We start from the raw sequence: 24,901 nt of genomic DNA on the forward strand, positions 1-24,901 counted from the left end.
ACGTTCACAAGCCGGACGCAAAGCGCCGGGTGAAAACGGGGAGAGGGATCTGATGAGCACACGTTGCCATTCGTTGCGCGCGCGCCTGGTACTGGGGGCTTCGGTCATGGCCGTGGGCCTGGCAGCCAATCCGGCCTTGGCGCAGGACGCCGCCAGCGCGGCATCGGCCGGCCAGCCGGCCACCACTCCGCAAGCCGCTGCCGAAGCGCCGGACAACGCCATCGTCGTCACCGGCATCCGCGCCAGCCTTTCGGCCGCTGCCAATATCAAGCGCAGCGCCCAGGGCGTGGTCGATGCGATTTCGGCCGAAGACATGGGCAAGTTCCCCGACACCAACCTGGCCGAATCGCTTCAGCGCATCACCGGCGTGTCGATCGACCGCTCCAACGGCGAAGGCTCTACCGTTACCGTTCGTGGCTTTGGCCCCGAATTCAATCTGGTGCTGCTCAACGGCCGGCAGATGCCCACGTCCAGCCTGGGCGATGGCGCCAGCGCGCCGTCGACGCGCAGCTTCGATTTCGCCAACCTCGCGTCCGAAGGCGTTGCCGGGGTCGAAGTCTACAAGTCGGGTCGGGCCACGCTGCCCACCGGCGGCATCGGTTCGACGATCAATATCAAGACCCCGCGCCCGCTCGATCGGCCCGGCCTGCACGGCAGCCTGGCGATCAAGGGCATGATCGATACCTCGCGCAACGAAGGCAGCCCGATCACGCCTGAAGTGTCGGGCATCATCAGCGACACCTTTGCCGACGGCAAAGTGGGCGTGCTGGTCACCGGCGTGTGGCAAAAGCGCAAGGCGAGCAACAACCAGGCCAATGTCGGCTGGCGCGATGGCTATCTCGGATCGGAAAACAACTGGGGCTCGCTGCCGCAGCAGGGCGATCCGCGCTATGCCAACATCGTCAACCGGCCCGGCCCCAACGATGTCTATCAGGTGCCGCAGAACGCCAGCTATGACATTACCGACATCGATCGCGAGCGCATCAACGGGCAGCTCGTGCTGCAATTGCGCCCCACCGATACGCTGACGGCAACGTTTGACTATACCTATTCCCAGAACACCGTGCGCGCGCGCACCAACAGCGTGGGCATCTGGTTCAACTTCAACGACGTCTCCAGCCAGTGGACCGATGGCCCGGTGGCCGGCCCGGTGTTCTATGCCGAACACTTCGGGGCCAACGAAGGCAAGGACCTGTCGTATAGCGCGGCGCTCACCGAAAACCGCTCGATCAACCGCTCGATCGGCGGCAACCTCAAGTGGGATGGCATCGACCGCCTGACGCTGGAGCTGGACGCGCACCATTCGACGGCTGAATCCAAGCCCAACAACCCCTATGGCACCAGCGTGTCGGTGGGGACGGCGGTGTTCGGCATCGCCAACCAGAAGATCGATTTTACCCACGATCTGCCGGTGATCTCGGTGGGCATGAACCCGGGCATCGACGCGCTCGATCCGGCCAATATCACGCCCACCGGCAATGCCTTCCGCAACGCCTATTTCCGCGACGAGATCAACGAGGCGCGGCTTTCGGGCCAGTTCAAGTTCGACAGCGGGGTGATCGACAGCCTCGATTTCGGCGCGGACTACACCGAGAACAAGGTGCGTTCGGCCTATGGCTATATCCAGCACGACACCTGGGGTGGCTCGCTGCCGGCCAGCCAGACGCCTGATGACCTGTTCAGCCTGGTTTCGGTGCCGGACAAGTTCAAGGGCGTTTCGGGCGCCAACGATCCCAACATCATCAAGCAGTTCTACAGCTTCAACTTCGAGAAGATGGTGAGCCTGCTCGATAGCAAGAACCAGATCTGCGGCGGCACCGGCAATTGCCTGGCGCCTTACACCGTCGATCGCCGCATCAAGGAACGCACGATCGCGCCTTATGTGCAGGTGAACACCAAGTTCGACCTGCTCGGCCGCGAGGCGCATTTCCGTGCTGGCCTGCGCTATGAAAACACCCGCGTCACCTCGTCGGCGCTGGTACCGGTGCCCACCGGTACGCAGTGGGTCTCGGCCAACGAATTTGGCCTGATCTACGGCGGTGACAGCGCGTTCACCACCTTTGCCGGCAGCTATGACAACTTCCTGCCCGCGTTCGACTTTGACATGCAGCCCGCGCGCAACGTCAAGTTCCGCGCGTCCTATAGCCACACCATCACGCGGGCCGATTATGCCAGCCTCCAGGGTGGCCGCACGCTGGACCAGCTTTTCCGCATCGGCGGTGGCACCGGCAGCCAGGGCAATCCAGGCCTGATGCCCTACAAGTCGAAGAACATCGATGTCAGCCTCGAATGGTATTACGCGCCGACGAGCTATGTCTCGGTGGGCTTCTTCCACAAGGGCGTGTCGAACTTCATCTCGTCGGCCCGCGTCGACAGCCCGGCGTTCGGCCTGACCAACCCGGCCAATGGCCCGCGCTATCAGGCGGCGATTTCCGCGCTGGGCGCTGATGCCAGCACGGCGGCGATCCGCAATTACATCTTCACCCATTACCCTGAAAGCTCGCAGATCACCGGCACCGATGCCACCGGCAACCTGACGGGCAACATCTTTGGCACGCCTCAGGATGCGGCGGTCAATTTCCAGATCGCCACGCCGGTTAATTCCTCGCAGACCGCCACGCTATATGGCTGGGAATTTGCCATCCAGCACTCGTTCTGGAACACCGGTTTCGGTGCAATCCTGAACTATACGATCGTGCGCGGCGATGCGACCTACGACAACACCAAGCCGTCGAGCGTCACGCAGTTCGCGCTGACCGGCCTGTCCGACAGCGCCAACGCGGTGCTGTTCTATGACAAGCACGGGCTGCAGGCGCGCGTTGCCTACAACTGGCGCGCGCAGTTCCTCTCGGGCACGGGGCCCAACCCCTATTATGTCGAGCCCTATGGCCAGGTCGATGCCAGCGCCAGCTGGGAATTCCGCAAGGGCTTCACCGTCTTTGCCGATGCCATCAACCTGACCAACCAGGGCCGTCGCGGGCACCTGCGGTCTGACAACAACGTGTCCTTCGCCTCCAGCGGCTATGCCCGCTATTCGGCCGGTTTCCGCGTCAACTTCTGACGCGGCCCTCCCCATCCGGCCGGGCGACACTGCCCGTCAGCCCGGCCGGATGGCCCTCTTTTCAACGCGCTTGCCTGTGGCAGTGGGCGATGGAACAAGGGGGCAGGATTGGAAGAGCCACAAGAGAGAGGACGCCCGCACCGTGACCAGCAGCAGCCACGCCCTGCTCGACAATGCCAGCCATCGCGATCTTGCCGTGGGCACCACCGCCGGGGCGCAATGGGGCGACGGGGTAATGGGATGCCTGGTCGTCCCTTCGGAATTCCGTGCGGTGGCCGCGCACTATCCCATCGTCTTTCGCCGTGATGGGCAGACCGGCCAGTTTGCCGCGCTGGCCCTGTTCGGCTTTGACCAGGGCGAGAACCTGTTCCTGGCCGGCGATCGCTGGGACGCAGCCTACGTGCCTCTGGCCCATGCGGTGCAGCCGTTCCTGATCGGCCGCACCCGCGATGCCGATGAAGTGCCCCAGGTGCATATCGATCTTGCCCATGCCCGCGTCGGAGCGCCCGGTGGGCAGCGCCTGTTCGATGATGCCGGCGCCCCAACGCCCTATCTCGCCGCCAAGGCAGAGCAACTGGGCGCGCTCGATGCTGGCTGGCGCGCCACGCCGGCGTTTCTCGCCGCGCTCGAACACCATGGCCTGCTCGAACCCTTCACGCTCGATGTGCCCCTGGCCGAAGGCTCTACCCGCAGCCTGGTGGGCTATCACATCATTGCCGAAGATCGCTTGGCTGCGCTCGACGGCGCGGCGCTGGGCGAACTCAATGCCCAGGGCTATCTGCTGCCGATCTACATGGCCGTGGCCGCGCTTGGCCGCTTTGCCGATCTGATGGCGCGCCGTGGCCGTGCCTGAAGAGCTTCCCTGCGGGATAGAGGTGCGCGTGGCAGAGGTGGCGCTGGCCGATCACGGCGGCGCTCTCGATGCCGTGCTGGCCGCCGCCACGACGCCCTGCGTGGTGCGCGGCCTGGCGGCGCATTGGCCGCTGGTACAGGCCGGGCGCGATAGCGCCACGGCGGCACGCGCCCACCTTGCCAGCCACGCCCGGCCACGCGCCTTCACCGTGTCGCTGGCCCCGCCGCAAGCCGGCGGGCGCCTGTTCTATGACCAGGCGATGCAGGTCAATTTCCAGACCGTGCAGGAACCGCTCGATGCCATCTGGGCGCGCTTTGCCGCGGCCGAGCAGGCGGCAGACGGGCGCGCGATCTACATGGGATCGATCGATATTCCCGGCTGGTTCGAAGGATTGGACGAGGCCAATCCGATGCCGCTGGGGGCAGGGCTGCCGGCGGCGCAGGATGCGCTGGCCAGCGTGTGGATCGGCACCGCCAGCCGCGTCGCCGCGCACAACGATTTTCCCCACAACCTGGCGGTCTGCGCCGTGGGGCAGCGGCGCTTCACGCTGTTTCCGCCCGACCAGTTCGCCAATCTTTACCTCGGCCCGTTGGACAACACCCCGGCCGGCCGCGCCGTCAGCATGGTCGATCCCGATGCGCCCGATCTGCTGCGCCATCCCGGCTATGCCACCGCGCTGGCCCATGCCCAGGTGGCCGATCTGGCGCCGGGCGACGCGCTGTTCATCCCCAGCGGCTGGTATCACGCGGTCGATGCGCTGGCGCCGTTCAACGTGCTGGTCAACTATTGGTGGCGCGATACGCCGCGCTGGCTGGGCCAGCCGCAGGATGCGCTGATCCATGCGATCCTGGCCATCCGCGATCTGCCGGCGGCAGAGCGCGCGCAGTGGCACACCCTGTTCGATCACTATGCCTTTTCCGGTGGAGAGGCCGCGCGGGCCCATCTGCCGCCCGCCGGGCAGGGCATTCTCGCCCCGCTCGATGCCGCTGCCGCCGGGCGCATCCGTGCCTTCCTGCTCAGGAGTCTCAGCCGATGACCGATAGACCCTTGCGTATCGTCGTGGCCGGTGGCGGCACCGCCGGATGGATGACCGCCGCCGCGCTGGCGCGCACGCTGGGCCCGGTTGCCACTGTCAACTTGGTGGAAAGCGAGGCAATTGGCACGGTGGGCGTGGGCGAAAGCACCATTCCGCCGCTGGTCGCCTACAATCGCCTGCTCAATATTGCCGAGGCCGATTTCATGCGTGCCACCTCGGCCACGTTCAAGCTGGGCATCGCGTTCGAAAACTGGAAGGCGCCGGGTGAAAGCTATTTCCATTCGTTTGGCGGCACCGGGCGCGATCACTGGAGCGCCGGGTTCCAGCATTTCTGGCTGCACGGGCTCTCGCGCGGGCATGCAGCGCCCTATGGCGACTATTGCCTGGAACTGATGGCGGCACAGGCCGGCCGCTTTGCCCATCTGCCCGATGGGCGGATGAACTATGCCTATCAGCTCGATTCCGGGCGCTATGCCGCGTTCCTGCGCCGCCTGGCCGAGGGCGACGGCGCCACCCGGATCGAGGGACGCATCGCCCGCGTCGAACTGGACGGCGACAGCGGGGAAATCGCTGCGCTGCACCTGGACGGTGATCGCCGCGTGGAAGGCGATCTCTTCGTCGATTGCACCGGTTTCCGCGCGCTGCTGATCGAAGGCGCGCTGCACGCCGGCTTTGACGATTGGACGCATTGGCTGCCATGCGACCGCGCCATTGCCTTGCAAACCGCCAGCGTGCGCCCGCCCGTGCCCTATACCCGCGCGATTGCCCACGATGCCGGCTGGCAATGGCGCATCCCGTTGCAGCATCGCCAGGGCAACGGCATCGTCTGGTGCAGCCGCTATCTCGATGAAGACCAGGCGCTCGACCGCCTGCTGTCGAGCGTGGAAGGGCAGGTCCTGACCGAGCCCAACCGCATCCGCTTCACCACCGGGGCACGGCGCCGGCAGTGGGTGAAGAACTGCGTGGCGGTGGGCCTGTCGGGCGGGTTCATGGAGCCGCTCGAATCCACCTCGATCCACCTGATCCAGCGCGCCGTGCTGCGCCTGTTGCGGCTGCTGCCGGTGGGCACGCGGCCCGATCCGGCCGATATCGCGGAATTCAACGAACAGCAGTGGGCCGACATGGTCCAGATCCGCGATTTCCTGATCCTGCACTACAAGGCCACCGAGCGGCGCGACAGCCCGTTCTGGCGCCACTGCGCGGGGATGGAGGTGCCCGAAAGCCTGTCGCATCGGAAGGACCTGTTCGCCCGCACCGGCCGCGTGTTCCGCAAGAACGAGGAACTGTTCGCCGAAAACAGCTGGGTGCAGGTGATGATGGGGCAGGGGATCATGCCGGTCGCCTATCATCCCGTCGCGGCCAAGCTGCGCGATGATGAACTGGAACGGCTGCTCGCCGGCCTCCGCCGCGAAGTGGCCGATACCGTGCGGGGCCTGCCCGGGCACGCGGCCTATGTCGATCACTATTGCGGGGCGCGCACCGGGGCTGCGGCATGAGCCTGGCGCTTGTCCTGCTGGCCGCCGGTGCTGCCGCCACCACGCCGTCAAACGTCGCGCCATCGCCACCGGGGCCCGGCTGGCACCTGGTCTGGGCTGACGAGTTTAACGGCACCGGCATCGATCCCACGCGCTGGACGCTGGCCGATGATTGCTGGGGCGGCGGCAACCAGGAACGGCAGTGCTACACGCCGCGCGCCACCAATGCCAATGTCGCCCACGGCCAGCTGGTGATCACTGCGCGCAAGCAGGCCTGGCGCGGCCCCACCTATCCGCAAGACTTGCGCGACAGCGCGGAAAAGGCGGCGGCGCGGGCTGAAAAGCCGTTCACCTCGGCCCGGCTCAGCACCAAGGGCAAGGCGGCGTGGCGCTATGGCCGAGTGGAAGTCCGCGCCAAGCTGCCTGGCGGGCAGGGCAGCTGGCCGGCAATCTGGATGCTGCCGGCCCACGATCGCTATGGCCACTGGGCCGCCTCGGGCGAGATCGACATTCTGGAAACCGTCAACCTTGGCGTGCCGTGCGCGGGTTGCACCGCGGGGCGCGAAGACCATGCCCTGGGCACGATCCATTTCGGCGGCGTGCCCCCGGCCAATCGCCATGTCGGATCGGAAACCCCGATTCCCGCCCCGGTCGATGGCTATCATGTCTATGCCGTGGATTGGGCGCCCGGCGCCATCACCTGGAGCATCGACGGCGTGCCCTATGAAACGCGCCATGCCGGCGAATGGTCCACCACCGGCAGCGCCGATCCCCTGGCGCCGTTCGATCAGCCGTTCTACCTCGTGCTCAACCTTGCCATTGGCGGCGGCCTGCCCGAAAGCCGCAACGGCGGCGGGGTGGACAGCAGCGGCTTTCCGCGCACGATGATGGTGGATTGGGTTCATGTCTGGCAAAGCGATACCGCTGCGGCTGCTCCCGCCGCCGCGCAGTAAAGGATAGCAGCAGGATGGCGCGCCGCCGTCAGACCGTGACGATCAAGCATGTCGCCGCCGATGCCGGGGTCTCGCTGCAGACCGTCAGCCGGGTGATCAACAACGAGCCCAACGTGCGCCCCGAAATGCAGGAGCGCGTGCGCGAGGCGATTGCCCGCTTGGGCTATGTCCCTTCGATCGCGGCGCAGCGGATGAGTGGCTCGCGCTCGTACCTGATCCTGGCGCTCAACGATCGCACGCGCACCATCGCCGATTGGCGCGCACGCCAGGGCAGCGACTGGGTGGACCAGATGCTGCTGGGCGGCATGCTCAAGTGTGCCGAACACGGCTATCGCATGATCTTCGAACTGGTCGATACCCACAACGACCATGTCGAGCGCGAACTGCTGGCCGCGATCGCCGCGTTGCAGCCCGATGGCGTGGTCCTGACCCCGCCCCATTCCGACAATCCGCTGATCGTGGGCGTGCTGACGCGCCAGGGCATCCCGTTTGCGCGCATCGGTTCGCTGGGGCAGGGCGGGGGTATTCCGCTGATCATGGATGACGAAGGTTCGGCACGAAAGGCCACGCAGGCGCTGATCGATCTGGGCCATCGCCGTATCGGCTTCATCGCTGGCGACGCGGAATACAGCCTCAGCCAGTGGCGCGTGGAAGGCTGGCGCGCGGCGATGGCCGAGGCCGGCCTGCCCACGCAGGGCCTTTTGGCGCAAAGCGATTTCAGCTTTGCCATGGGCGCGCAGGCGGCCCGCGACCTGCTGGGCCAGGCGCAGGCGCCCACCGCGATCATCGCTAGCAACGATCAGACCGCGCTGGCCAGCCTCGATGTCGCCCATGCGCTGGGCCTGACCGTGCCCGATGACCTCTCGCTGATCAGCTTCGACAATACCCCGGTGGTGCGCTTTGCCCGCCCGGCATTGAGCGCGGTGGATCAACCGGTGGCGGAGACCGTGGCGCGCGCGGTCGATCTGATCATCGCCGCGCAGCGCGATGGCACGGTGCCCGATGGCCCGGTGGTCGTGCCGGCGGGCCTGGTGATGCGCGAATCCGTGGCGGTGGCGCCGCGTGGCTGAGGCGGCTATCCCGGTGGCCGGCCACCACCCCGGCCCGGGCCACGGCGATTGGCCGTTCCTGCTGTGTTATGCCCTGGCCTGGGCCGGGGCGGTGGCCGGCTATGGCCCGTTGCTCACGCTGCTGCTGCCGCTGCGTGTGGCAGAGTTGGCCGGGCCAGCGGCCGTGCCGTGGCTCGCCACGCTGACGTTCATCGGTGCGGTCTCGGCCAGCCTCACCAATATCGCCTGGGGCTGGGCCAGCGATCACACCGCCAATCGCCGGGGCTGGGTGGCGGCCGGGTTGGTGCTGTCGTGCGCGTTGCTGCTCGCCATGCCGCTGGCCACCACACTGCCGGCGCTGATCATGGTCGTGGTGGCGTGGCAGGCGGCGCTCAACATGGTGCTGGGTCCGCTGGCCGCCTGGGCGGGCGATTGCGTGCCCGATCGTCACAAGGGCGTGCTCGGTGGCCTGCTGGCCTTTGCCCCGGCCTGGTCGGGCACGATGGGCGCGCTGGTCACCCTGCCCGGCCTCCATTCCGGGCCGGGCGTGGGGTTTGCCACCCGCGTGAGCGTGCTGGCGGTGATCGTTGCGCTGTCCATCCTGCCGCTGCTGCTGATCAGCCCACGGCTCACCCCGCTGCCGGAACCGGCGCCGCTGCCCGATCCTGGCGCGGCGCCGCGCGCGCTGCCGGTGCGGCGCATGTGGCTGGCGCGGCTGCTGGTGCAACTGGCCGAAGCCACGCTGTTTGCTTTCATTGCCTATTGGTTCCTAACGATCGATCCCACCATGCATGCGGCCACCATGGCGCGCATCTATGGCCTGCTGCTGGCGCTGTCGGTGCCACTGGCGCTGGTGGTCGGGCATTGGGCCGATCGCCGCGCCCGTCCCTGGCGCCCCCTTGCCGCGCTGGCGGGCCTGGTCGCAGTGGGGCTGGTGATCATGGCGCTGGCGCCGGGCAAGGCAGTGGCGCTGGCCGGCTATGCCCTGTTCGCCCTGGCCATGGCCGTGTTCCTCGCGCTCCATGCGGGGCAGACGCTGCGCGTACTGCCCCGGCCGGATCGGCGCGGACGCGATCTTGGGCTGTTCAACCTGACCAACACGTTTCCCTCGCTGATCGTGCCGTGGCTGGCGGTGGGCCTGGTGCCCACGCTCGGCTTTGGCGCGCTGTTCCTGGTCCTGGCGGCTTGCGCTGGGCTGGCGGCACTTTTGTTGCTGTCCATCCGCCAGGCCTGACGCACCACACAAGCAGTTGATCTGGCCGGCCTGCCGTGTCAGAAACCGAAATTGAGAACGTTCACAAATAATCTGCCCGAGAGGATTGAGACATGACCCTGCGCCGCCTGTTGCTGGCCGCATCCGGCCTGATGGCCCTGACCCAGCCGGTGCTGGCTGCCGATGGCCCGGGCGCGGCCCAGGCCGACCGCGCCACGGCCCATCCCGCGCAATGGCCCGCCGCGCACAGCCCGGCCGCGATCACCGATCCGGCGACAGAGGCGCAGATCACCGCGCTCATGGCGCGGATGACGCTGGCGCAAAAGGTTGGCCAGATGATCCAGGCCGATATCAGCGCGATCACCCCGGCCGATCTGCAGCGCTATCCGCTCGGCTCGATCCTCGCCGGCGGCAACAGCGGGCCTTACGGCAACGAGCGTGCGGGCGGGGCAGACTGGGCGCGCCTGGTGGGCGAATATCGCGCCGCGTCGGCCAAGTCCGGGGCGGCCATCCCGATCATCTTCGGCGTCGATGCCGTCCATGGGCACAGCAACCTGCCCGGCGCCACGATCTTTCCTCACAACATCGGGCTTGGCGCGATGCACGATCCTGCCCTGGTGCAGAAGATCGGCGCCGCCACCGCAGCCGAAATCGCCGCCACCGGCATCGAATGGACGTTTGCCCCCACGCTCGCCGTGCCGCAGGATCTGCGCTGGGGCCGCAGCTATGAAGGCTATGCTGCCGATCCCGCGCTCGTCGCGGCCTATGCGCGGGCGATGGTGCTGGGCCTGCAGGGCCCGCTGCGCGCCGGGCAGGCGATCGATGCCACCCACGTGGCGGCCACGGCCAAGCACTTCCTGGCCGATGGCGGCACGTTCGAGGGCAAGGACCAGGGCGACGCACGCATTACCGAGGCGCAGCTGGTGGCCACCCATGCCCAGGGCTATCCCGCCGCGATCGATGCCGGCGCGCTCACCGTCATGGCCAGCTTTTCCAGCTGGAACGGGGTGAAGAACCATGGCAATCGCTCGCTGCTGACCGGCGTGCTCAAGGGACGCATGGGCTTTGGCGGGTTCGTGGTCGGCGATTGGAACGGCCATGGCCAGGTCGAAGGCTGCACCGTGACGGCCTGCGCGGCCAGCTTCAACGCCGGGCTGGACATGGCGATGGCGCCCGACAGCTGGAAGGGCCTGTTCGACAGCACCCTGGCCCAGGCCCAGCAGGGCACGATTTCGCAGGCGCGCATCGATGATGCCGTGCGCCGCATCCTGCGCGTCAAGTTCAAGCTCGGCCTGATGGGCCCGGCGCCGGTGGCGCGGGGCGATGCCGCCGGGCTGGGCGCCCCCGCGCATCTTGCCATCGCGCGCGAGGCAGTGGCCAAGTCTTTGGTGCTGCTCAAAAACAATGGGGGGCTGCTGCCGCTCAAGCCCGGCGCGCGGGTTCTGGTGGCAGGGCCGGGGGCAGACAGCATGGCGATGCAAGCGGGCGGCTGGACCATCACCTGGCAGGGCACCGATACCACTGCGGCCGATTTCCCCCACGGGCAGACCATCGGCCGCGCCCTGGTCGATGCGCTGGGGCAGGCCGGTGGCCAGGCCACGCTGGCGCCCGATGGCCAGTTTGCGCAAAAGCCCGATGTGGCCGTGGTCGTCTATGGCGAGAGCCCTTATGCCGAATTCCAGGGGGACGTGGCCAACCTCGCGTTCCGGCCGCGCAATGGCGAGGATGCCCTGATCGCCCGGCTCAAGGCGCAGGGCATTCCGGTGGTTTCGGTGTTCCTCTCGGGCCGCCCGCTGTTTGCCGGGCCGCTGATCAATGCCTCTGACGCGTTTGTCGCGGCCTGGCTGCCGGGCACCCAGGGCGCCGGCGTGGCCGATGTGCTGGTCGCCGGGCGCGATGGCAGGCCGGTGCGCGATTTTGCCGGCACGCTGCCGTTTCCCTGGCCCGCCGATGCCCGTTCGCCGGTGACCAAGCCGCTGTTTCCGGCAGGCTTTGGTCTGACCTATGCCCATCCCGCGCCGCTGGGCCGGGTGAACGAAGATCCGCGCGTCGATCTTTCGGCCGCGGCCAGCGACAACCTGTGGTTCAACCGCGGGCAGGCGCCATCGCCCTGGCACCTCGGCCTCGACAATGCTGTGACCTCGCGCTCGATTGATCTGACGGCGCAGGAAGACGCGCGCCAGTTCACCTGGGCCGCACCCGGTGCCCTGGTGATCGACGGTCCGCCGGTCGATCTCACCCGCCAGGCCGACGAAGGCTTTGAAGTTCGGCTTGATTGGCGAATCGATGCGCTGCCGGCCGGGCCGATCAAGGTTTCCGTTGGCACGGGCAGCCTGGATGTGGCATCGCTCCTGCGTCTTGCGCCGCAGGGGGCCGTCACCCAGACACGAATTCCGTTGCGCTGTTTTGCTCAGGCCGGGGCCGATCTCAAGAAGGTTGGAACGCCGCTTCGCATCACGGCGCCGCAGGGATTTGTCGTGACGCTCCGCAATGCGCGCGTCGAGGCAACTGGAAGCGTCGCTGCCTGTCCGACCCAAGGATAACGCAGCGTTAGGAGAGAAATCACAATGGCCCTTGCCCCCGATCTTGCTGCGGGCACCCATCCCGATGGCCCCGACGGAGCCGCCCATATCGATGCCCCGCAGCTGCAGGTCTTCGTCATCGGGCTGTTCTTCATCTTCGGCGGGATCACGTCGCTCAACGACGTGATCATTCCCAAGCTCAAGGAGCTTTTCACGCTGAACTACACCCAGGCCATGCTGGTGCAGTTCTGCTTCTTTACCGCTTATGCCGTGATCGGCATTCCCGGTGCCCGCCTGGTCAAGCGCATCGGCTATATGCGCGGCGCGGTGGTCGGCCTCTTGACGATGATGGCCGGCTGCCTGCTGTTCATCCCCGCCTCGCAAAGCGCCACCTATGGCGTGTTCCTGCTGGCGCTGTTCGTGCTGGCGAGCGGCGTGGTGGTGGTCCAGGTCGTGGCCAACCCGCTGATTTCGCTGCTTGGCCCCGCACGCACCGCGTCCAGCCGTCTGACCTTTGCGCAAGGCTTCAACTCGCTGGGCACCACGCTGTTTCCCTGGTTCGGCGCCGCGCTGATCCTGGGCAGCCTGGCCAAGGTTTCGGCCGCCGATCTCACCGGCCCGGCGCTCGATGCCTATCGCACGGCGGAAAGCGGCGCGATCGTGAAGGGCTACATCGGCCTGGCCGTCGCCCTTGCCGTGGTCGCCGCCGTGGTGTGGTCGTTCCGCAACCGCCTGCCTGCCGAAAAGCATGCCGAAAGCGCCGGCCTTGCCGGGCTCGACCTGCTCAAGCGTCCGCGCTTCGGCTTTGGCGCGCTGTGCATCTTCCTCTATGTCGGTGCCGAAGTCTCGATCGGCTCGCTGATCGTCAACTATCTGCGCCAGGCGCATGTCATGGGCCTGGAAGAAGCTGCCGCCGGCAAGCTGATCAGCGTCTACTGGGGCGGGGCGATGATCGGCCGCTTCATCGGCTCTGCCGTGCTGCGCAAGGTTTCGCCGGGCAAGGCGCTCGCCTGCAACGCTATCCTTGCCATCGCGTTGATAGCGCTGTCTACCCACACCAATGGCCTGCTTTCGGGCTACAGCCTGCTCGCCATCGGCCTGATGAACTCGATCATGTTCCCCACGATCTTCAGCCTCGCCTGCGAAAAGCTGGGATCGCGCGCGGCCGATGGTTCGGGCATTATCAACGTGGCGATCTTTGGCGGCGCGGTGCTGCCGCTGCTGACCGGCGGCGTTGCCGACGTGACGCACAGCCTGGCGCTGGCCCTGGTCATTCCGGCGGTCTGCTATGCCGTGATCGCCAGCTATGGCTGGTACGCGCGGCGCCCGGTGGCGTAATCACGCCTGCCTGATAAACCTGCCAGTTGCATGCACTGCCAAGGGGCGCGACCATCAGGTCGTGCCCCTTTTTTTGCACAACCGATGCGACCAAAAAGGCATTTGTGCCGCTACCGGCGCTGGGCCATGGTGCCCGCCAAACAGAAACACCGCGTTTAGATGCGGGAGCAGGAGCGCCCTTGATGTCTCAGGCTTTTGCCCTGACCGAAGACCAGCTTGCCATCCAGGACATGACACGCCGGTTCACCGCCGATGAGATTACCCCCCATGCCGCGCGCTGGGATGAAGAGCATATTTTCCCGCGCGAGGTGATCCGCGCCACTGGCGAACTGGGCCTGGGCGGCATCTATGTGTCCGAAGCCGGCGGCGGGGTGGGCCTCGGCCGCCTCGAAGCGGCCTTGGTGTTCGAGGCGATGTCCTATGGCTGCCCCACCACGGCCGCGTTCCTGTCGATCCACAACATGGCCGCCTGGATGCTCGACAGCTATGGGCCAGACGCGCTCAAGGCCCAGCACCTGCCTGGCCTCTTGGCGATGGACAAGTTGGGCTCCTATTGCCTGACCGAGCCTGGCTCCGGGTCCGATGCCGCAGCGCTCGCCACCACGGCGCGGCGCGATGGCGATGACTATGTGATCAATGGAACGAAGCAGTTCATTTCCGGCGGCGGGGTGAACGATATCTACCTGATCATGGTGCGCACCGGCGAGGATGGCCCGCGCGGCATTTCCTGCGTGCTGGTGGAAAAGGACACGCCGGGCCTCTCGTTCGGCGCGCCGGAACGCAAGCTGGGCTGGAATGCCTCGCCCACCGCGCAAGTGATCCTGGAAAACGTGCGCGTGCCGGTCACCAACCGTTTGGGCGCCGAGGGCGAAGGCTTCCGCATCGCCATGGCCGGGCTCGACGGCGGGCGGCTCAACATCGGCGCCTGCTCGCTGGGCGGGGCGCAGCGCTGCCTGGATGAAGCCATCGCCTATGTGAAGGAACGCCGCCAGTTCGGCCGCGCCGTGGCCGAATTCCAGAATACCCAGTTCGTGCTGGCCGACATGGCCACCGAACTGGAAGCCGCGCGCGCACTGCTCTATCTGGCTGCTGCCAAGGTCACCGCCGGCGCGCCCGACAAGACGCGCTTTTCCGCCATGGCCAAGCGCTTTGCCTCCGATACCGGCTCGGCCGTGGTCGATCGCGCGCTGCAACTGTTTGGCGGCTATGGCTATCTGCGCGATTATCCGATCGAGCGGTTCTGGCGCGACCTGCGCGTGCACCGCATCCTGGAAGGAACCAACGAAGTCATGCGCCTGATCGTCGGCCGGGATCTGCTGCAATGACCCCTGATGTGATCGTGCGCCGCGATGGCGCGGCCGGCATTCTTTCGCTCAACCGCCCGCGCGCCATCCATGCGCTGACCCTGCCGATGGTCAAGGCGATGACCGATGCCTTGCTCGCCTGGCAGGATGATCCGGCGATCACCGCCGTGATCATCGATCACGCCGCGGCCCCCGATGGCGATCCCAAGCTGTCGCGCGGGTTCTGTGCCGGGGGTGACATTGCCCTGCTGCGCGGCTCTGCGCTGGAAGATGGCGGCGCGGCTGGGCGCGATTTCTTCTTTCACGAATACCGTCTCAACCATCTGCTGTTCACCTATGCCAAGCCGGTGGTGGCTTTCATGGATGGCATTACCATGGGCGGGGGCGTGGGCATCTCGCAGCCGGCGCGCTGGCGCGTGGCCACGGCCAAGACGCGGCTGGCCATGCCCGAAACCGGGATCGGCCTGTTTCCCGACGTAGGCGGCGGCTGGTATCTTTCGCGCCTGCAAGGGCGGCTGGGCCAATACCTGGCGCTGACCGGGGCGCGGCTCGATGGCGCGGAATGCCTGTGGGCCGGGCTTGCCACGCACTATCTGGATGACAGCGCGCTGGCCAAGGCCAAGGCGCAGATCGCGGCTGGCGAGAGCGTCGGGGCTGCGCTCGATGCGCTGTCGGCCACGCCCGGGCCGGCGCCGATTGCGGCCCATGCCGACGATATCGCGCGCCATTTCATCCATGACAGCCTGGCTGAAACGCTGGCTTCGCTGGCCCGCGATCCCGGCAGTTTCGCCCAGGCGACGCTAGCCACACTCGCCACGCGGTCGCCGTTTTCCTCCGCGGTGTCGCTGCGGCAGCTGGCCACCAGCCTGGCGCTGCCCGATTTTGCCGCCAACATGGCGATGGAATACCGCATCGGCGGGCGCATGATCGTGCGGCCCGATTTTGCCGAGGGCGTGCGCGCGGTGATCGTTGACAAGGACAATGCCCCGCGCTGGAACCCGGCCAGCGCCGCTGACGTGGCGCCCGCCGAACTCGACGCGATCTTTGCGCCCCTGCCGCATCAAGAGGAATGGACCCCGCTATGAGCTTTGAAACGATCCTGGTCGAAACCCAGGGGCCGGTCACGCTGATCACGCTCAACCGCCCGCAGGCCCTTAATGCGTTGAGCAGCCAGGTCCTGGCCGATCTGATCGCTGCCTTCGCCGCGTTCGAGGCCGACCCGGCCCAGCGCTGCGCGGTGCTGACCGGCAGCGGCGACAAGGCCTTTGCCGCCGGAGCCGATATCAAGGAAATGGCCGACAAGCCGGCAGCGGCGTTCTATGCCGAAGACTTTTTCGAAGGCTGGACAAGCAAGCTGGTCAAGGCCACCCGCAAGCCGTGGATCGCGGCGGTCAACGGCTTTGCCTTGGGCGGCGGTTGCGAACTGGCAATGATGGCCGATTTCATCATCGCCAGCGACAATGCCAAGTTCGGCCAGCCGGAAATCAAGCTGGGTGTGGCGCCGGGCATGGGCGGTTCGCAGCGCCTAGCCCGCGCCGTGGGCAAGGCCAAGGCGATGGACATGTGCCTGACCGGGCGCATGATGGACGCGGCCGAGGCTGAACGCGGCGGCCTGGTCAGCCGCGTGGTGCCCCATGCCGATCTCATGACCGAAGCGCTCAAGACCGCGCAGGCGATTGCTGGCATGCCCCCGCTGGCGGCGATGATGAACAAGGAAATGGTCAACCTGGCGTTCGAAACCACGCTCGACCAGGGTCTCCTGGCTGAACGCCGCATGTTCCAGGTGCTCACCGCCACGCAGGACAAGGCCGAAGGCATGGCCGCCTTCGTCGGAAAGCGCCCCGCCAACTGGCAGGGCCGCTGAACCTAACGAAACCATAACGGGAGAGGCTGCCATGGCGGCAATTGCATTCATTGGCCTGGGCAACATGGGCGGCGGCATGGCCGCCAACCTGGCAAAGGCCGGGCACGCCGTGCGCGCGTTCGATCTTTCGGCGCCCGCGCTGGCCGCCGCGCAGGACGCGGGCTGCACGCCCTGTTCCACCGTGGCCGATGCCGTGACCGGCGCCGATGTGGTGGTGACGATGCTGCCCAACGGGGCGATCGTGGGTGACGTGATCGAAAACCAGGTGATCGGCACGGCGCCTGCCGGCGCGCTGCTGATCGATTGCTCCACCATCGATGTTGCCACCGCGCGCCGCCTGGCCGAGGTGGCCAGCGCGGCAGGCCATCCCATTGTCGATGCGCCGGTTTCGGGCGGCATCGCGGCGGCGCGGGGCGGCACGCTGACTTTCATGGTCGGCGGCACCGACCAGGCCTTTGCCGCCGCGCAGCCGATCCTGGCGGCAATGGGCAAGGCGGTGATCCATGCCGGGGCGGACGGCGCGGGGCAGGCGGCCAAGATCTGCAACAACATGCTGCTGGGCGCGACCATGGTGGCGACGTGCGAAAGCTTCCGCCTCGCCGAGCGGCTGGGGCTGGACCTGCAGACCTTTTACGATATCGCGTCAAAGGCTTCGGGCCAGTCGTGGTCGATGACCAGCTATTGCCCGGTGCCGGGCGTTGGGCCGCAGACCCCGGCGGACAATGACTACCAGGGCGGCTTTGCCACGGCGCTGATGCTCAAGGACCTGCGCCTGGCGATGGGCGCAGCGCAGGAAGCCGGCGCGCCGGTGCCGATGGGGCACCTGGCGGAAAAGCTCTATGCCGCCTTTGCCGCCGATGGCCATGCCGACCGCGATTTTTCGGCGATCATCAAGACGCTTTGACCTCTGAGCGGGGAGCTTGGCCTCCACCACCCCCCGGCCCCCTCCTCTGAAGAGGAGGGGGAGGTAAGGCACTGATTTGAAAGCCCCCTCCTCTTCAGAGGAGGGGGGTGGGGGTGGTGCAAAGCAATCAACCCGCCGGCAAGGTCACCTTGGCCTGGGGTGCATCGCGCAGGCGCAGATGCAGGGCGCCATCGGCCGGGCGGGGCACTTTCAGGCTCGATCCGGTAAAGCCGGGCTGCACTGTTGCCGCGCGGGTGAAATCGCCATCGGCGCCCACGGCATCAAGCAGGAACAGGTTGCGCCCGGTCAGCGTGCAGGGCAGCGAGCCGCCACTGTCGCAGGCAAAGCCGGTGATGCGCGGCAGGCGCGCCAGCGTGGCAAGCGGCTGCCATGCACCGAGCTGACCATCGGCCTTGACCAGGCGATAGCGCAGCGGGCCAAAGCTGGCCGCCGGCAGATCGCTGGCGCGCATCGTGGCGACCAGCACCGTGGGGTCGGTGGCCATCAGGCCCTTGGCCGTGGTCAGGCGCAACCCGCTCTGGCTGCCGGCCGGGGCCACCTCGATCGCATCTCCGCTGCCCAGCACGGTATTGGCGCCAGCGCGCACCGAGAAAACCAGTTCGGCGTCTTCGGGCAGCAGGTCGTCAGAGGCAAAGCGCAGGGGCCGCGTGCCGGGCGGAACCGGCGCTGCGTTGACCGTGCGGCTGATCAGGTCGATGCGCGGCCGTGCCGGGCCGATCTTGATCGACACGGTCTGGGTGCGGCCATCATCGAGCTTGATCTGTGCCTTGGCCGCCGTGCCGGCGTCACCGGCGCGGGTGTTGCCGCTCGTCGCCAGATGCAGGCGGTCGATCCGCCCGTCGCGCACCAGGCCATCGGGGCGGAACTCAACATCGCCCAGGGTCAGCGCCACAACCTGTTCCAGGCGCTGGCCGGTGATCATCGCCTCGCTATCGCCCGCGCGGATATCGACCGAATCGATCCGGCTGCTTTCCGCCCGCGCGCGCAGCGTGACATTGGCGGGCGTGCCCAGGCTCTGCTGGTGAATGTCCAGGCGCACTTCGCCGGTTTCACCCTCGGCCAAGGGCACGGTCACAGCCAGATGCGTGGCATCGATCGCGCGATAGGTCACGCTGCGGCCGGTGGCGCTGTTGCCGATGCGCAGGCTGACATCATCGACGCAGCCCGGTGCCGCGCCTTCCAGGATCACTTCGTTGTCGCGCCCGGCCACCAGCGGCCCGGTGGCGTTGGCAGCGCGCGACCAGGCCCCGCCATCGGGGCGTTGCACCACATAATCGGGCCCGTCGAACGTGTCGAAGCCCCAGCGGCCGTGCATGTGCATGGTCAGCGTGGCGCCCGGCGGCAGGCTATCGGCGACCACGGCATAGCCGCCAAGGTCTGCCCGCGGGGCCAGGGGATATTCGCGCGTCGATCCGTCGGTGGCGGTCACTTTCACCGCCATGTCGTGGGCAAAGCCGGTGGCAAAGACCAGCGGTGCTCCTTCCACCGGCAGGACCAGGGCATTGCCCGGCGCGCAGATCGGCCCCTTGGTGGGATTGCGCAACTGCGGCGGGCTGTCTGCCCCGATCGCCGGCATGGCCATGACCATCACCGACTTGGGCTTGTTGAACGAGGGCGCGCTGTTGAGCTTGAGCGAGGCGGTCTCACCCTTGAGTTCGGACAGCGTCGGCAGATAGTTGAACTGCGGGTTGCTGAACGCGCCGAACAGCTTGGCCAGATCGCGCACCACGCCGATATAGGGGCTGTAGAGGCCAGCACCGCCCTGCTGTGTGGTGCTGAGCGAGAGCGCCAGCGTGGTCGGCGCGCCGGTCAACGTGTCGGTCAGCGAATTGGTGTGGATGTCGCTGAGCACCAGGGTATCGCGATCTTCCACCAGGCACGAGGCCTGCTGGTCGACCACCTTGGTCAGGCATTCCTCGTTCAGCTTGATCGACAGGCTGCGCGCCAGTGTCGGCGCCATGCGCTGAAGGTCTTCGGGGTGGGTGGCATTGTCGCCGTTGATCGCGTTGATGAAGGCGATCAGGCGCGCATGATCGAGCGAGGCCTGGTTGAGATCCTGGCTGGCGCGCACGAACTCACCCGGCTTGCCGCGCACGGCATCCACCAGCGTGCCCTGCGCACCGGTGGTTTCCGGCACGATCAGCACCACCATCTGGCGCGCGCCCTTGGGCACGGTCAGGTTCAGCGAATGCTCGTTCGCCTTGTCCTTCCACGTGCGCGCCACGCCGATCCATTCGCGTGGCGGCGGGTTGGTGGCGCCGCGCAGGAACGCCGAAACCACCATCAGGTGCGCGCCCTGGTCACCGGGCAGCGCGGCCGAAATACGCAGGGTATCGCCTTCGGCCAGGCTGGGCACGCTGCTGATCGGCAGGTCCTGGCCGTTGCGGGTGACCATCACCTTGATATCCGGCCCGATCAGCTCAAAGCGGGAATCGGCGGCCCTGGCGCCGTTCATCGGCACTGCAGCGGCCAAACCGGCCAGTGCCAGTGCCGAAGCGGCAGTGCGGAAACGAGAAAGGCCCGGTGCAAAGGATCTGGCAAACATCATCTGCGATTGTGTCCGCTGTGCCATGAAGGTCAAGGAATTATGGTCCGGTCCACTGCCCATCGCAGCGGATCTGCGCTGAACGGGGGATGAGCCAGGTTTCGGCCACCTGTTGGCCACGCCCGCCGCCGCCGGCGCCGGCCTGCCCGGCAAAGGCCAGCGCCAGGCGGCCCTGCCGCGTCAGGGCAGCGGGGATCGCCACTTCGACAAAGGCGGGATTGCTGGGGCGCTGCCGGGGCGGCAGGATCATCTGCCCGTTGGCATAGACCGCCATGGCGCGCCAGTAATCCTCCCCCGCCCAGGTAAAGCGCAGGCACCAGGCGCGCCCGCGCGGCAGGCGATAGGCCAGCCGCAGCGGATTTTCATAGAGCGTTTCGGCATAGGTCAGCGTCGCCAGCGGCCAGCCATCGGCCGGCAGGTGGTCGGCCACGCCCACGATGCTGCTGTGGCGGCCCTGCGGATCGGCCAGTTCGCCCCACCCGCGCAGCAGGTGCGGCTGCGCGCCGGGCATGCCCAGGTCATCATAGAGCGCGCCGTGGCGCCGGACGGCGCGGTCGGCCAGGGCGATGAGTGCAGTCTGCCGCGCCGCTTCGCCGGGGGCGGCCATGGCACTGCCCAGGCGCGGCAGCAGCGCGGCGCGATCGGTCAGATCGGCCATGGCGCGATCGAGGTTGGCGCCGCGCTCCCAGTTGGAGGCGCCATAGCGCGGTACGCTCAATTGCATGCGCGCCTTGTCCCACAGCCGTGCCGCCAGGGTTTCGAGCTGGTGATAGAGCGCCAGGGTGCCGGCTGGCACGGGCCGATCGAGCGCGGCACGCGCGCGGGCTACGGCTTGCGCGCTGCCCGTGATGGCGGCCTGGGCCAGCGCCGCGCGGGCGGCGCGATCAGCCGCTTGCGCTGCGGCCCAGCGCCGGGCGACCAGCGCATCATAGACCGCGCGATAGCGATAGAGGTCGATCCGCCAATCGGCCCATGGCGCCGGGTGCAGCGCGCGCGTGGCCGCCAGCGTCGTGCCGATCGCCGGGTTGCGAGCCGGATCGCTGCGCCAGTTGCGCTCCAGCGCCTGGGGCAGGGTGGCAAAGCGATCATCGCCGATGAAGCGGCGGGCGTGCGCCAGGGCGATGGCCCGTGTGCTGGCATGGGGGTTCCACGCCAGGGCGAGCCACTGCGCCAGGTTCCAATCGTCGTTCACCCCTTCGGAATAGGCGATGAACCCGCGCGTGCCGGGCGCCTGATCGGCAAAGGCGGCAGCCATCGCGCGCGGGCGCGGGTTCACCGGTTCGCGCCCTTCGGTCAGGGCAAAGGCCGGGTGCCAGCGTTGCAGCGGCAACTGCGCGTGCATGGCATGGGCGGTGTCGGGATAAAGTTCCAGCGGCACCACCCCGGCAAACAGCGCGCGGTGCGCGGCAATCGGGCTGCGCGTCTGCGGCCCGACGAATACGGCGGAAAGCCAGCGCGGGCGCTGGCGCACTTGCGCCACGAAGGCGTCAAACCCGGCGGCATCGAACCCTTGCGTTGACACCAGCATTTCGGCGGCGGGAAAGCGGGCGTGCAGCGGTGCAGCGAGGTGCCCCAGCAGGACAAACAGCGGTGCCGGTGCGGTATGGCCAGGGTCTCCACCAGGGAAATAGACTGCATCCAGCGCGGGAAAATCCGCCACCAGCGCGGCAAAGTCGGCCTGTTCGGCCGTGACATCGCCCGGCCGCTTGTAATCGCGCAGCAGCGGATAATAGAGCGCCACCTGCAGGCCCAGGGCGTGGGCCGCACGCGCCGTGGCCAGGATCGCCGTGCGCGCCGGCACCGGGGCGAGGGGGGATGCAGCCGCATCGTCGGATACCGGCGCCACCAGCTGCACGCGGTTGGCGCCCATCAGGGCCAGGTCTTCCACCTGCCGCGTCAGCATCGCCGGGGTCCAGGCGTCAAAGCTGTTGTTCTTGGCGCGTATGCCGATCTGGTCACCGCGCACGGCCAGGGCCGGGGCGCTGTGCATCGGCCCGGCCAGTGCGAGACGCGTCCCGTGCAGATGGCCCAGCACCCAGCCGGCGGCATAGGCCGCGCTGCGGGGCTGCCCCACGGCGATGGCGATGGTGCGGCCATGCTGTTCCAGCACAAAGCCTTCACCCAGCGCGGGCCTGGTGATGAACTGCAGGGTCAGCGGGCAGGCGGGCGCCGGATCGATCCCCCGCTCGTGCAGGCGGCGCGCCAGCAGGTCTGCCCCGGCGCGGGCCGGGGCATCGGCCTGGATGCAGGCGCCGGCAAGATCAGGGGCCGCCAGCGCTGCCGCTGGCCCGGCCAGGGCTAGGGCCGGCACCAGCAGAGCCCGCACCACGCGTGCCGGCAGCGGCATCAGGCCGAAGCCTGGGGCCGGTCTGCCGGGGCGCGGGCAAAGTTCTTGTCCGGTTCTGCCTGCATGTGGAACACCAATGTGCCGCCGGCGGCCAGTTCGGCATGGCGCAGCCATGACCGCGTCAGCGGCTGGCCGTTCCATTCCACCTTGCCGTAATAGGGCCGGTCCGGCCCCTGGCCGCGCGCCTCGATCACCAGTTCGCGGCCCCCTCCCACGCGCACCCGCGCGCTGTCGAACAGCGGGCTGCCCAGCACATAGACCGCGCTGACCGGATCGACCGGGTAGAAACCGAGTGCCGAGAGGATGAACCACGCGCTCATCTGCCCGCAATCGTCGTTGCCGATGATGCCGTCGGGCTTGGCGGTGTACATCGTCGTCAGCAGGCGGCGCACCAGCCGTTGCGTCTTCCAGTGCGCGCCGCACCAGGCATAGAGATAGGCCACGTGGTGCGAGGGTTCGTTGCCATGGGCATATTGCCCCAGCATGCCCGAGATATCGGGCGGCGCGCCCTTGGGCAGGGTGGAGGGCGCTGAAAACAGCGCGTCGAGCTTGGCCTCGAACGCGGCGTCGCCGCCCATCGCCGCCATCAGGCCGGGCACGTCATGCTGGTTGAGGAAGGTGGCCTGCCAGCCATTGCTTTCGGTATAGTCGCGCCACTTGGACGAATGGCCCAGCTGCACCGGGTCATAGGGGCTGGTCCAGGTGCCATCGGCCAGGCGCGGGCGGGCAAAGCCCACACTGGCATCGAACACATTGCGCCAGTTGCCGCTGCGCTTTTTAAGGTGGGCGGCATCCTGCGTGGCGCCAGCCGCGCGCGCGATCTTGGCGGCGGCGTAATCGTCATAGCTGTATTCCAGCGTGCGGCTGACGCTTTCGAACACCAGGTCTGCCGGCACATAGCCCAGCTGATCGTAGAACGGGATGCCCAGCGAATTGTCGAGCGTGGGCGTGGTGAAATCCAGCGCGCGGCGGCGGATGCCCGGCCAGGCGGCGGCATAATCGGCGGGAATACCCTTGGCCATCGCCTCGGCCAGCACCGGCACGGCGTGCCAGCCGATCATGCAGCCGGTTTCCACGCCCTGCAGCGGCCAGACCGGCGGGCCATAGGGGCTTTGCTGCGTCTGGCGCACCAGGTCGGCCATCATCACGGCGGCATGATCGGGGCGGATCAGCGTCTGCAACGGGTGGAATGCGCGATAGGTATCCCACAGCGAATAGGCGCTATAGGCCGCCTGGCCTTTCGCCAGGGTGTGGACCTGGCGATCAAGCCCGATCGTGCGCCCGTCCACATCGCTGAGCAGCGTGGGGCCGAGCGCGACATGGTATTGCGCGGTGGCCATGATGGTCTGCTGCGCGGGGGTGCCGCCGCGCACGGTGATCCGCGCCAGTTCGCTATCCCAGGCGGCCTGGGCGGCGCGGGCATAGGTGTCGAAATCGAAATGCGGCGCTTCGGCTGCCAGGTTGGCGCGGGCGCCGGCCACGTCCACCGCCGAAATGCCGGTGCGGATCACGATCGGCGCGCTCCCGGCGTCGGGGAACCAGGCCACGGCCTTGAGCCGCTTGCCGCTGATGGCATGGGTGGCGCCTGCCTCGGCGGCAGGGGCCGGGGCGTTGTCGTCGCCATAGAAGTCGACGCGTGCGGGCGGCCGGGAGAACTGCATCGCGAAAAAGATCTCGCGCCCCTTGGCCCAGCGCCACACCCGGCGCCGACCCACCAGCGTGCCATCGGGCAGCCATTCCAGCGCAGCGGCATCGATCAGCGGCGGATAGTCGGAACTGTCGAGCACCAGATGCGACAGGTCGATCAGCACATGGCCTTCGCCCGCCGGAAAGGCATGGCGCTGCACGCCGGTGCGCAAGGTGGCGGTCAGTTCGCTGGTCACGCCGTTTTCCAGCGCCACGCGGTAATAGCCGGGCCGCGCTTCCTCCTGGGTATAGCGCAGGCGATAGCCGGGCGCGGCCGGGTTCTGCTTGGCCGGATCGAGTGGGCCGGGATCGAGCCGCACCGGCCCGCGCGCCGGCAGCACCAGCACGTCGAGCATGTCACCGATGCCGGTGCCCGACAGATGGGTGTGCGAAAAGCCCAGCAGCGAGGGATCGCCGTGGTGATAGCCCGAACAGGTATCCCAGCGCGCGGTGTCGGTATCCGGGCTCACCTGCACCATGCCGAACGGCATGCTGGCGCCGGGGAAAGTGTGGCCATCGCCGCCCGTGCCGATGAACAGATCTGGCTGTCCTGCCGTGGTGCGCCCAGGGCTGCGGCGCGTGGCGGCCAGGGCTGGCGTTCCGGCGGCGGCAGCCAGGGCCATGTGGCAAGAGGCGCGAAGAAGACTGCGGCGGGCAAGTGCGATCATGGCTGGCTCCTGGCTGGGCGGTGCCGTCTGGACATGACAACGCCTGCCGGAGCGGTGCATCC

The 24,901-nt window shown here is 67.8% G+C and carries 16 protein-coding genes; 13 read left to right on the top strand and 3 right to left on the bottom strand.

Annotated features, from left to right (window positions below):
* Nucleotides 1–52: 52 nt before the first annotated feature.
* The 13 genes from FHW97_RS00990 (at nt 53) to mmsB (ending at nt 17,572) form a co-directional block, all read left to right on the top strand.
* A complete protein-coding gene (locus FHW97_RS00990; RefSeq protein WP_253941509.1) occupies nt 53–3,061 on the top strand; it encodes a TonB-dependent receptor in 3,009 nt (1,002 codons plus the stop codon).
* Between the two features lie 142 nt (nt 3,062–3,203).
* Nucleotides 3,204–3,914 (top strand): SapC family protein, encoded by a 711-nt coding sequence (locus FHW97_RS00995; RefSeq protein WP_370525300.1) that lies wholly within the window; start codon nt 3,204–3,206, stop codon nt 3,912–3,914.
* On the top strand, nt 3,907–4,950 hold the full coding sequence (locus tag FHW97_RS01000) for a cupin-like domain-containing protein (protein ID WP_370525299.1): 1,044 nt from the start codon (nt 3,907–3,909) through the stop codon (nt 4,948–4,950). Before FHW97_RS00995 ends, FHW97_RS01000 begins: the two co-directional genes overlap by 8 nt.
* Nucleotides 4,947–6,446 (top strand): tryptophan halogenase family protein, encoded by a 1,500-nt coding sequence (locus FHW97_RS01005; RefSeq protein ID WP_171797758.1) that lies wholly within the window; start codon nt 4,947–4,949, stop codon nt 6,444–6,446. Before FHW97_RS01000 ends, FHW97_RS01005 begins: the two co-directional genes overlap by 4 nt.
* Nucleotides 6,443–7,378: a family 16 glycosylhydrolase gene (locus tag FHW97_RS01010; protein WP_171797759.1), complete on the top strand. Its 936-nt coding sequence runs from the start codon at nt 6,443–6,445 to the stop codon at nt 7,376–7,378. The genes FHW97_RS01005 and FHW97_RS01010 overlap by 4 nt, the downstream gene beginning before the upstream one ends.
* Before the next feature lie 14 nt (nt 7,379–7,392).
* A complete protein-coding gene (locus FHW97_RS01015) occupies nt 7,393–8,448 on the top strand; it encodes a LacI family DNA-binding transcriptional regulator (protein ID WP_171797760.1) in 1,056 nt (351 codons plus the stop codon).
* Nucleotides 8,441–9,661, top strand: a complete 1,221-nt coding sequence (locus FHW97_RS01020; RefSeq protein ID WP_370525298.1) for an MFS transporter — start codon at nt 8,441–8,443, stop codon at nt 9,659–9,661. Before FHW97_RS01015 ends, FHW97_RS01020 begins: the two co-directional genes overlap by 8 nt.
* Before the next feature lie 92 nt (nt 9,662–9,753).
* Nucleotides 9,754–12,183: a glycoside hydrolase family 3 protein gene (locus FHW97_RS01025; protein WP_171797761.1), complete on the top strand. Its 2,430-nt coding sequence runs from the start codon at nt 9,754–9,756 to the stop codon at nt 12,181–12,183.
* 24 nt (nt 12,184–12,207) lie between these two features.
* Nucleotides 12,208–13,500 carry a sugar MFS transporter gene (locus tag FHW97_RS01030; RefSeq protein ID WP_022674925.1) on the top strand — a complete coding sequence of 431 codons (1,293 nt, stop codon included), beginning with the start codon at nt 12,208–12,210 and terminating at the stop codon, nt 13,498–13,500.
* A 182-nt stretch (nt 13,501–13,682) separates the two neighbouring features.
* Complete coding sequence (locus FHW97_RS01035) at nt 13,683–14,825, top strand: acyl-CoA dehydrogenase family protein (RefSeq protein WP_054130804.1); 1,143 nt, start codon at nt 13,683–13,685, stop codon at nt 14,823–14,825.
* Entirely contained in the window at nt 14,822–15,889 is a 1,068-nt protein-coding gene (locus FHW97_RS01040) for an enoyl-CoA hydratase/isomerase family protein (protein WP_054130803.1), read from the top strand. Before FHW97_RS01035 ends, FHW97_RS01040 begins: the two co-directional genes overlap by 4 nt.
* Nucleotides 15,886–16,668, top strand: a complete 783-nt coding sequence (locus FHW97_RS01045; protein ID WP_054130802.1) for an enoyl-CoA hydratase-related protein — start codon at nt 15,886–15,888, stop codon at nt 16,666–16,668. Before FHW97_RS01040 ends, FHW97_RS01045 begins: the two co-directional genes overlap by 4 nt.
* A 13-nt stretch (nt 16,669–16,681) precedes the next feature.
* A complete protein-coding gene (mmsB, locus tag FHW97_RS01050; protein ID WP_370525311.1) occupies nt 16,682–17,572 on the top strand; it encodes a 3-hydroxyisobutyrate dehydrogenase in 891 nt (296 codons plus the stop codon).
* Between the two features lie 127 nt (nt 17,573–17,699).
* Here mmsB and FHW97_RS01055 read toward each other — a convergent pair whose 3' ends face one another.
* From FHW97_RS01055 to FHW97_RS01065, 3 genes are read right to left on the bottom strand one after another with little or no spacing between them, the layout of a single operon-like run.
* Entirely contained in the window at nt 17,700–20,141 is a 2,442-nt protein-coding gene (locus FHW97_RS01055; protein ID WP_253941510.1) for a hypothetical protein, read from the bottom strand.
* 37 nt (nt 20,142–20,178) lie between these two features.
* Nucleotides 20,179–22,485, bottom strand: a complete 2,307-nt coding sequence (locus tag FHW97_RS01060) for a hypothetical protein (protein WP_171797762.1) — start codon at nt 22,483–22,485, stop codon at nt 20,179–20,181.
* Entirely contained in the window at nt 22,485–24,839 is a 2,355-nt protein-coding gene (locus tag FHW97_RS01065; RefSeq protein WP_171797763.1) for a GH92 family glycosyl hydrolase, read from the bottom strand. Before FHW97_RS01065 ends, FHW97_RS01060 begins: the two co-directional genes overlap by 1 nt.
* Nucleotides 24,840–24,901 lie beyond the last annotated feature (62 nt).

It is taken from the genome of Novosphingobium sp. SG754, assembly GCF_013149315.1.
Taxonomy (GTDB): domain Bacteria; phylum Pseudomonadota; class Alphaproteobacteria; order Sphingomonadales; family Sphingomonadaceae; genus Novosphingobium; species Novosphingobium capsulatum.

What these genes read in the sequence shown, in the direction of transcription:
- FHW97_RS00990 (WP_253941509.1), top strand. Translation starts at nt 53, where the DNA reads ATGAGCACACGTTGCCATTCGTTGCGCGCGCGCCTGGTACTGGGGGCT.
- FHW97_RS01005 (WP_171797758.1), top strand. Translation starts at nt 4,947, where the DNA reads ATGACCGATAGACCCTTGCGTATCGTCGTGGCCGGTGGCGGCACCGCC.
- FHW97_RS01010 (WP_171797759.1), top strand. Translation starts at nt 6,443, where the DNA reads ATGAGCCTGGCGCTTGTCCTGCTGGCCGCCGGTGCTGCCGCCACCACG.
- FHW97_RS01015 (WP_171797760.1), top strand. Translation starts at nt 7,393, where the DNA reads ATGGCGCGCCGCCGTCAGACCGTGACGATCAAGCATGTCGCCGCCGAT.
- FHW97_RS01025 (WP_171797761.1), top strand. Translation starts at nt 9,754, where the DNA reads ATGACCCTGCGCCGCCTGTTGCTGGCCGCATCCGGCCTGATGGCCCTG.
- FHW97_RS01030 (WP_022674925.1), top strand. Translation starts at nt 12,208, where the DNA reads ATGGCCCTTGCCCCCGATCTTGCTGCGGGCACCCATCCCGATGGCCCC.
- FHW97_RS01035 (WP_054130804.1), top strand. Translation starts at nt 13,683, where the DNA reads ATGTCTCAGGCTTTTGCCCTGACCGAAGACCAGCTTGCCATCCAGGAC.
- FHW97_RS01040 (WP_054130803.1), top strand. Translation starts at nt 14,822, where the DNA reads ATGACCCCTGATGTGATCGTGCGCCGCGATGGCGCGGCCGGCATTCTT.
- FHW97_RS01045 (WP_054130802.1), top strand. Translation starts at nt 15,886, where the DNA reads ATGAGCTTTGAAACGATCCTGGTCGAAACCCAGGGGCCGGTCACGCTG.
- FHW97_RS01055 (WP_253941510.1), bottom strand. Translation starts at nt 20,141, where the DNA reads ATGATGTTTGCCAGATCCTTTGCACCGGGCCTTTCTCGTTTCCGCACT.
- FHW97_RS01060 (WP_171797762.1), bottom strand. Translation starts at nt 22,485, where the DNA reads ATGCCGCTGCCGGCACGCGTGGTGCGGGCTCTGCTGGTGCCGGCCCTA.
- FHW97_RS01065 (WP_171797763.1), bottom strand. Translation starts at nt 24,839, where the DNA reads ATGATCGCACTTGCCCGCCGCAGTCTTCTTCGCGCCTCTTGCCACATG.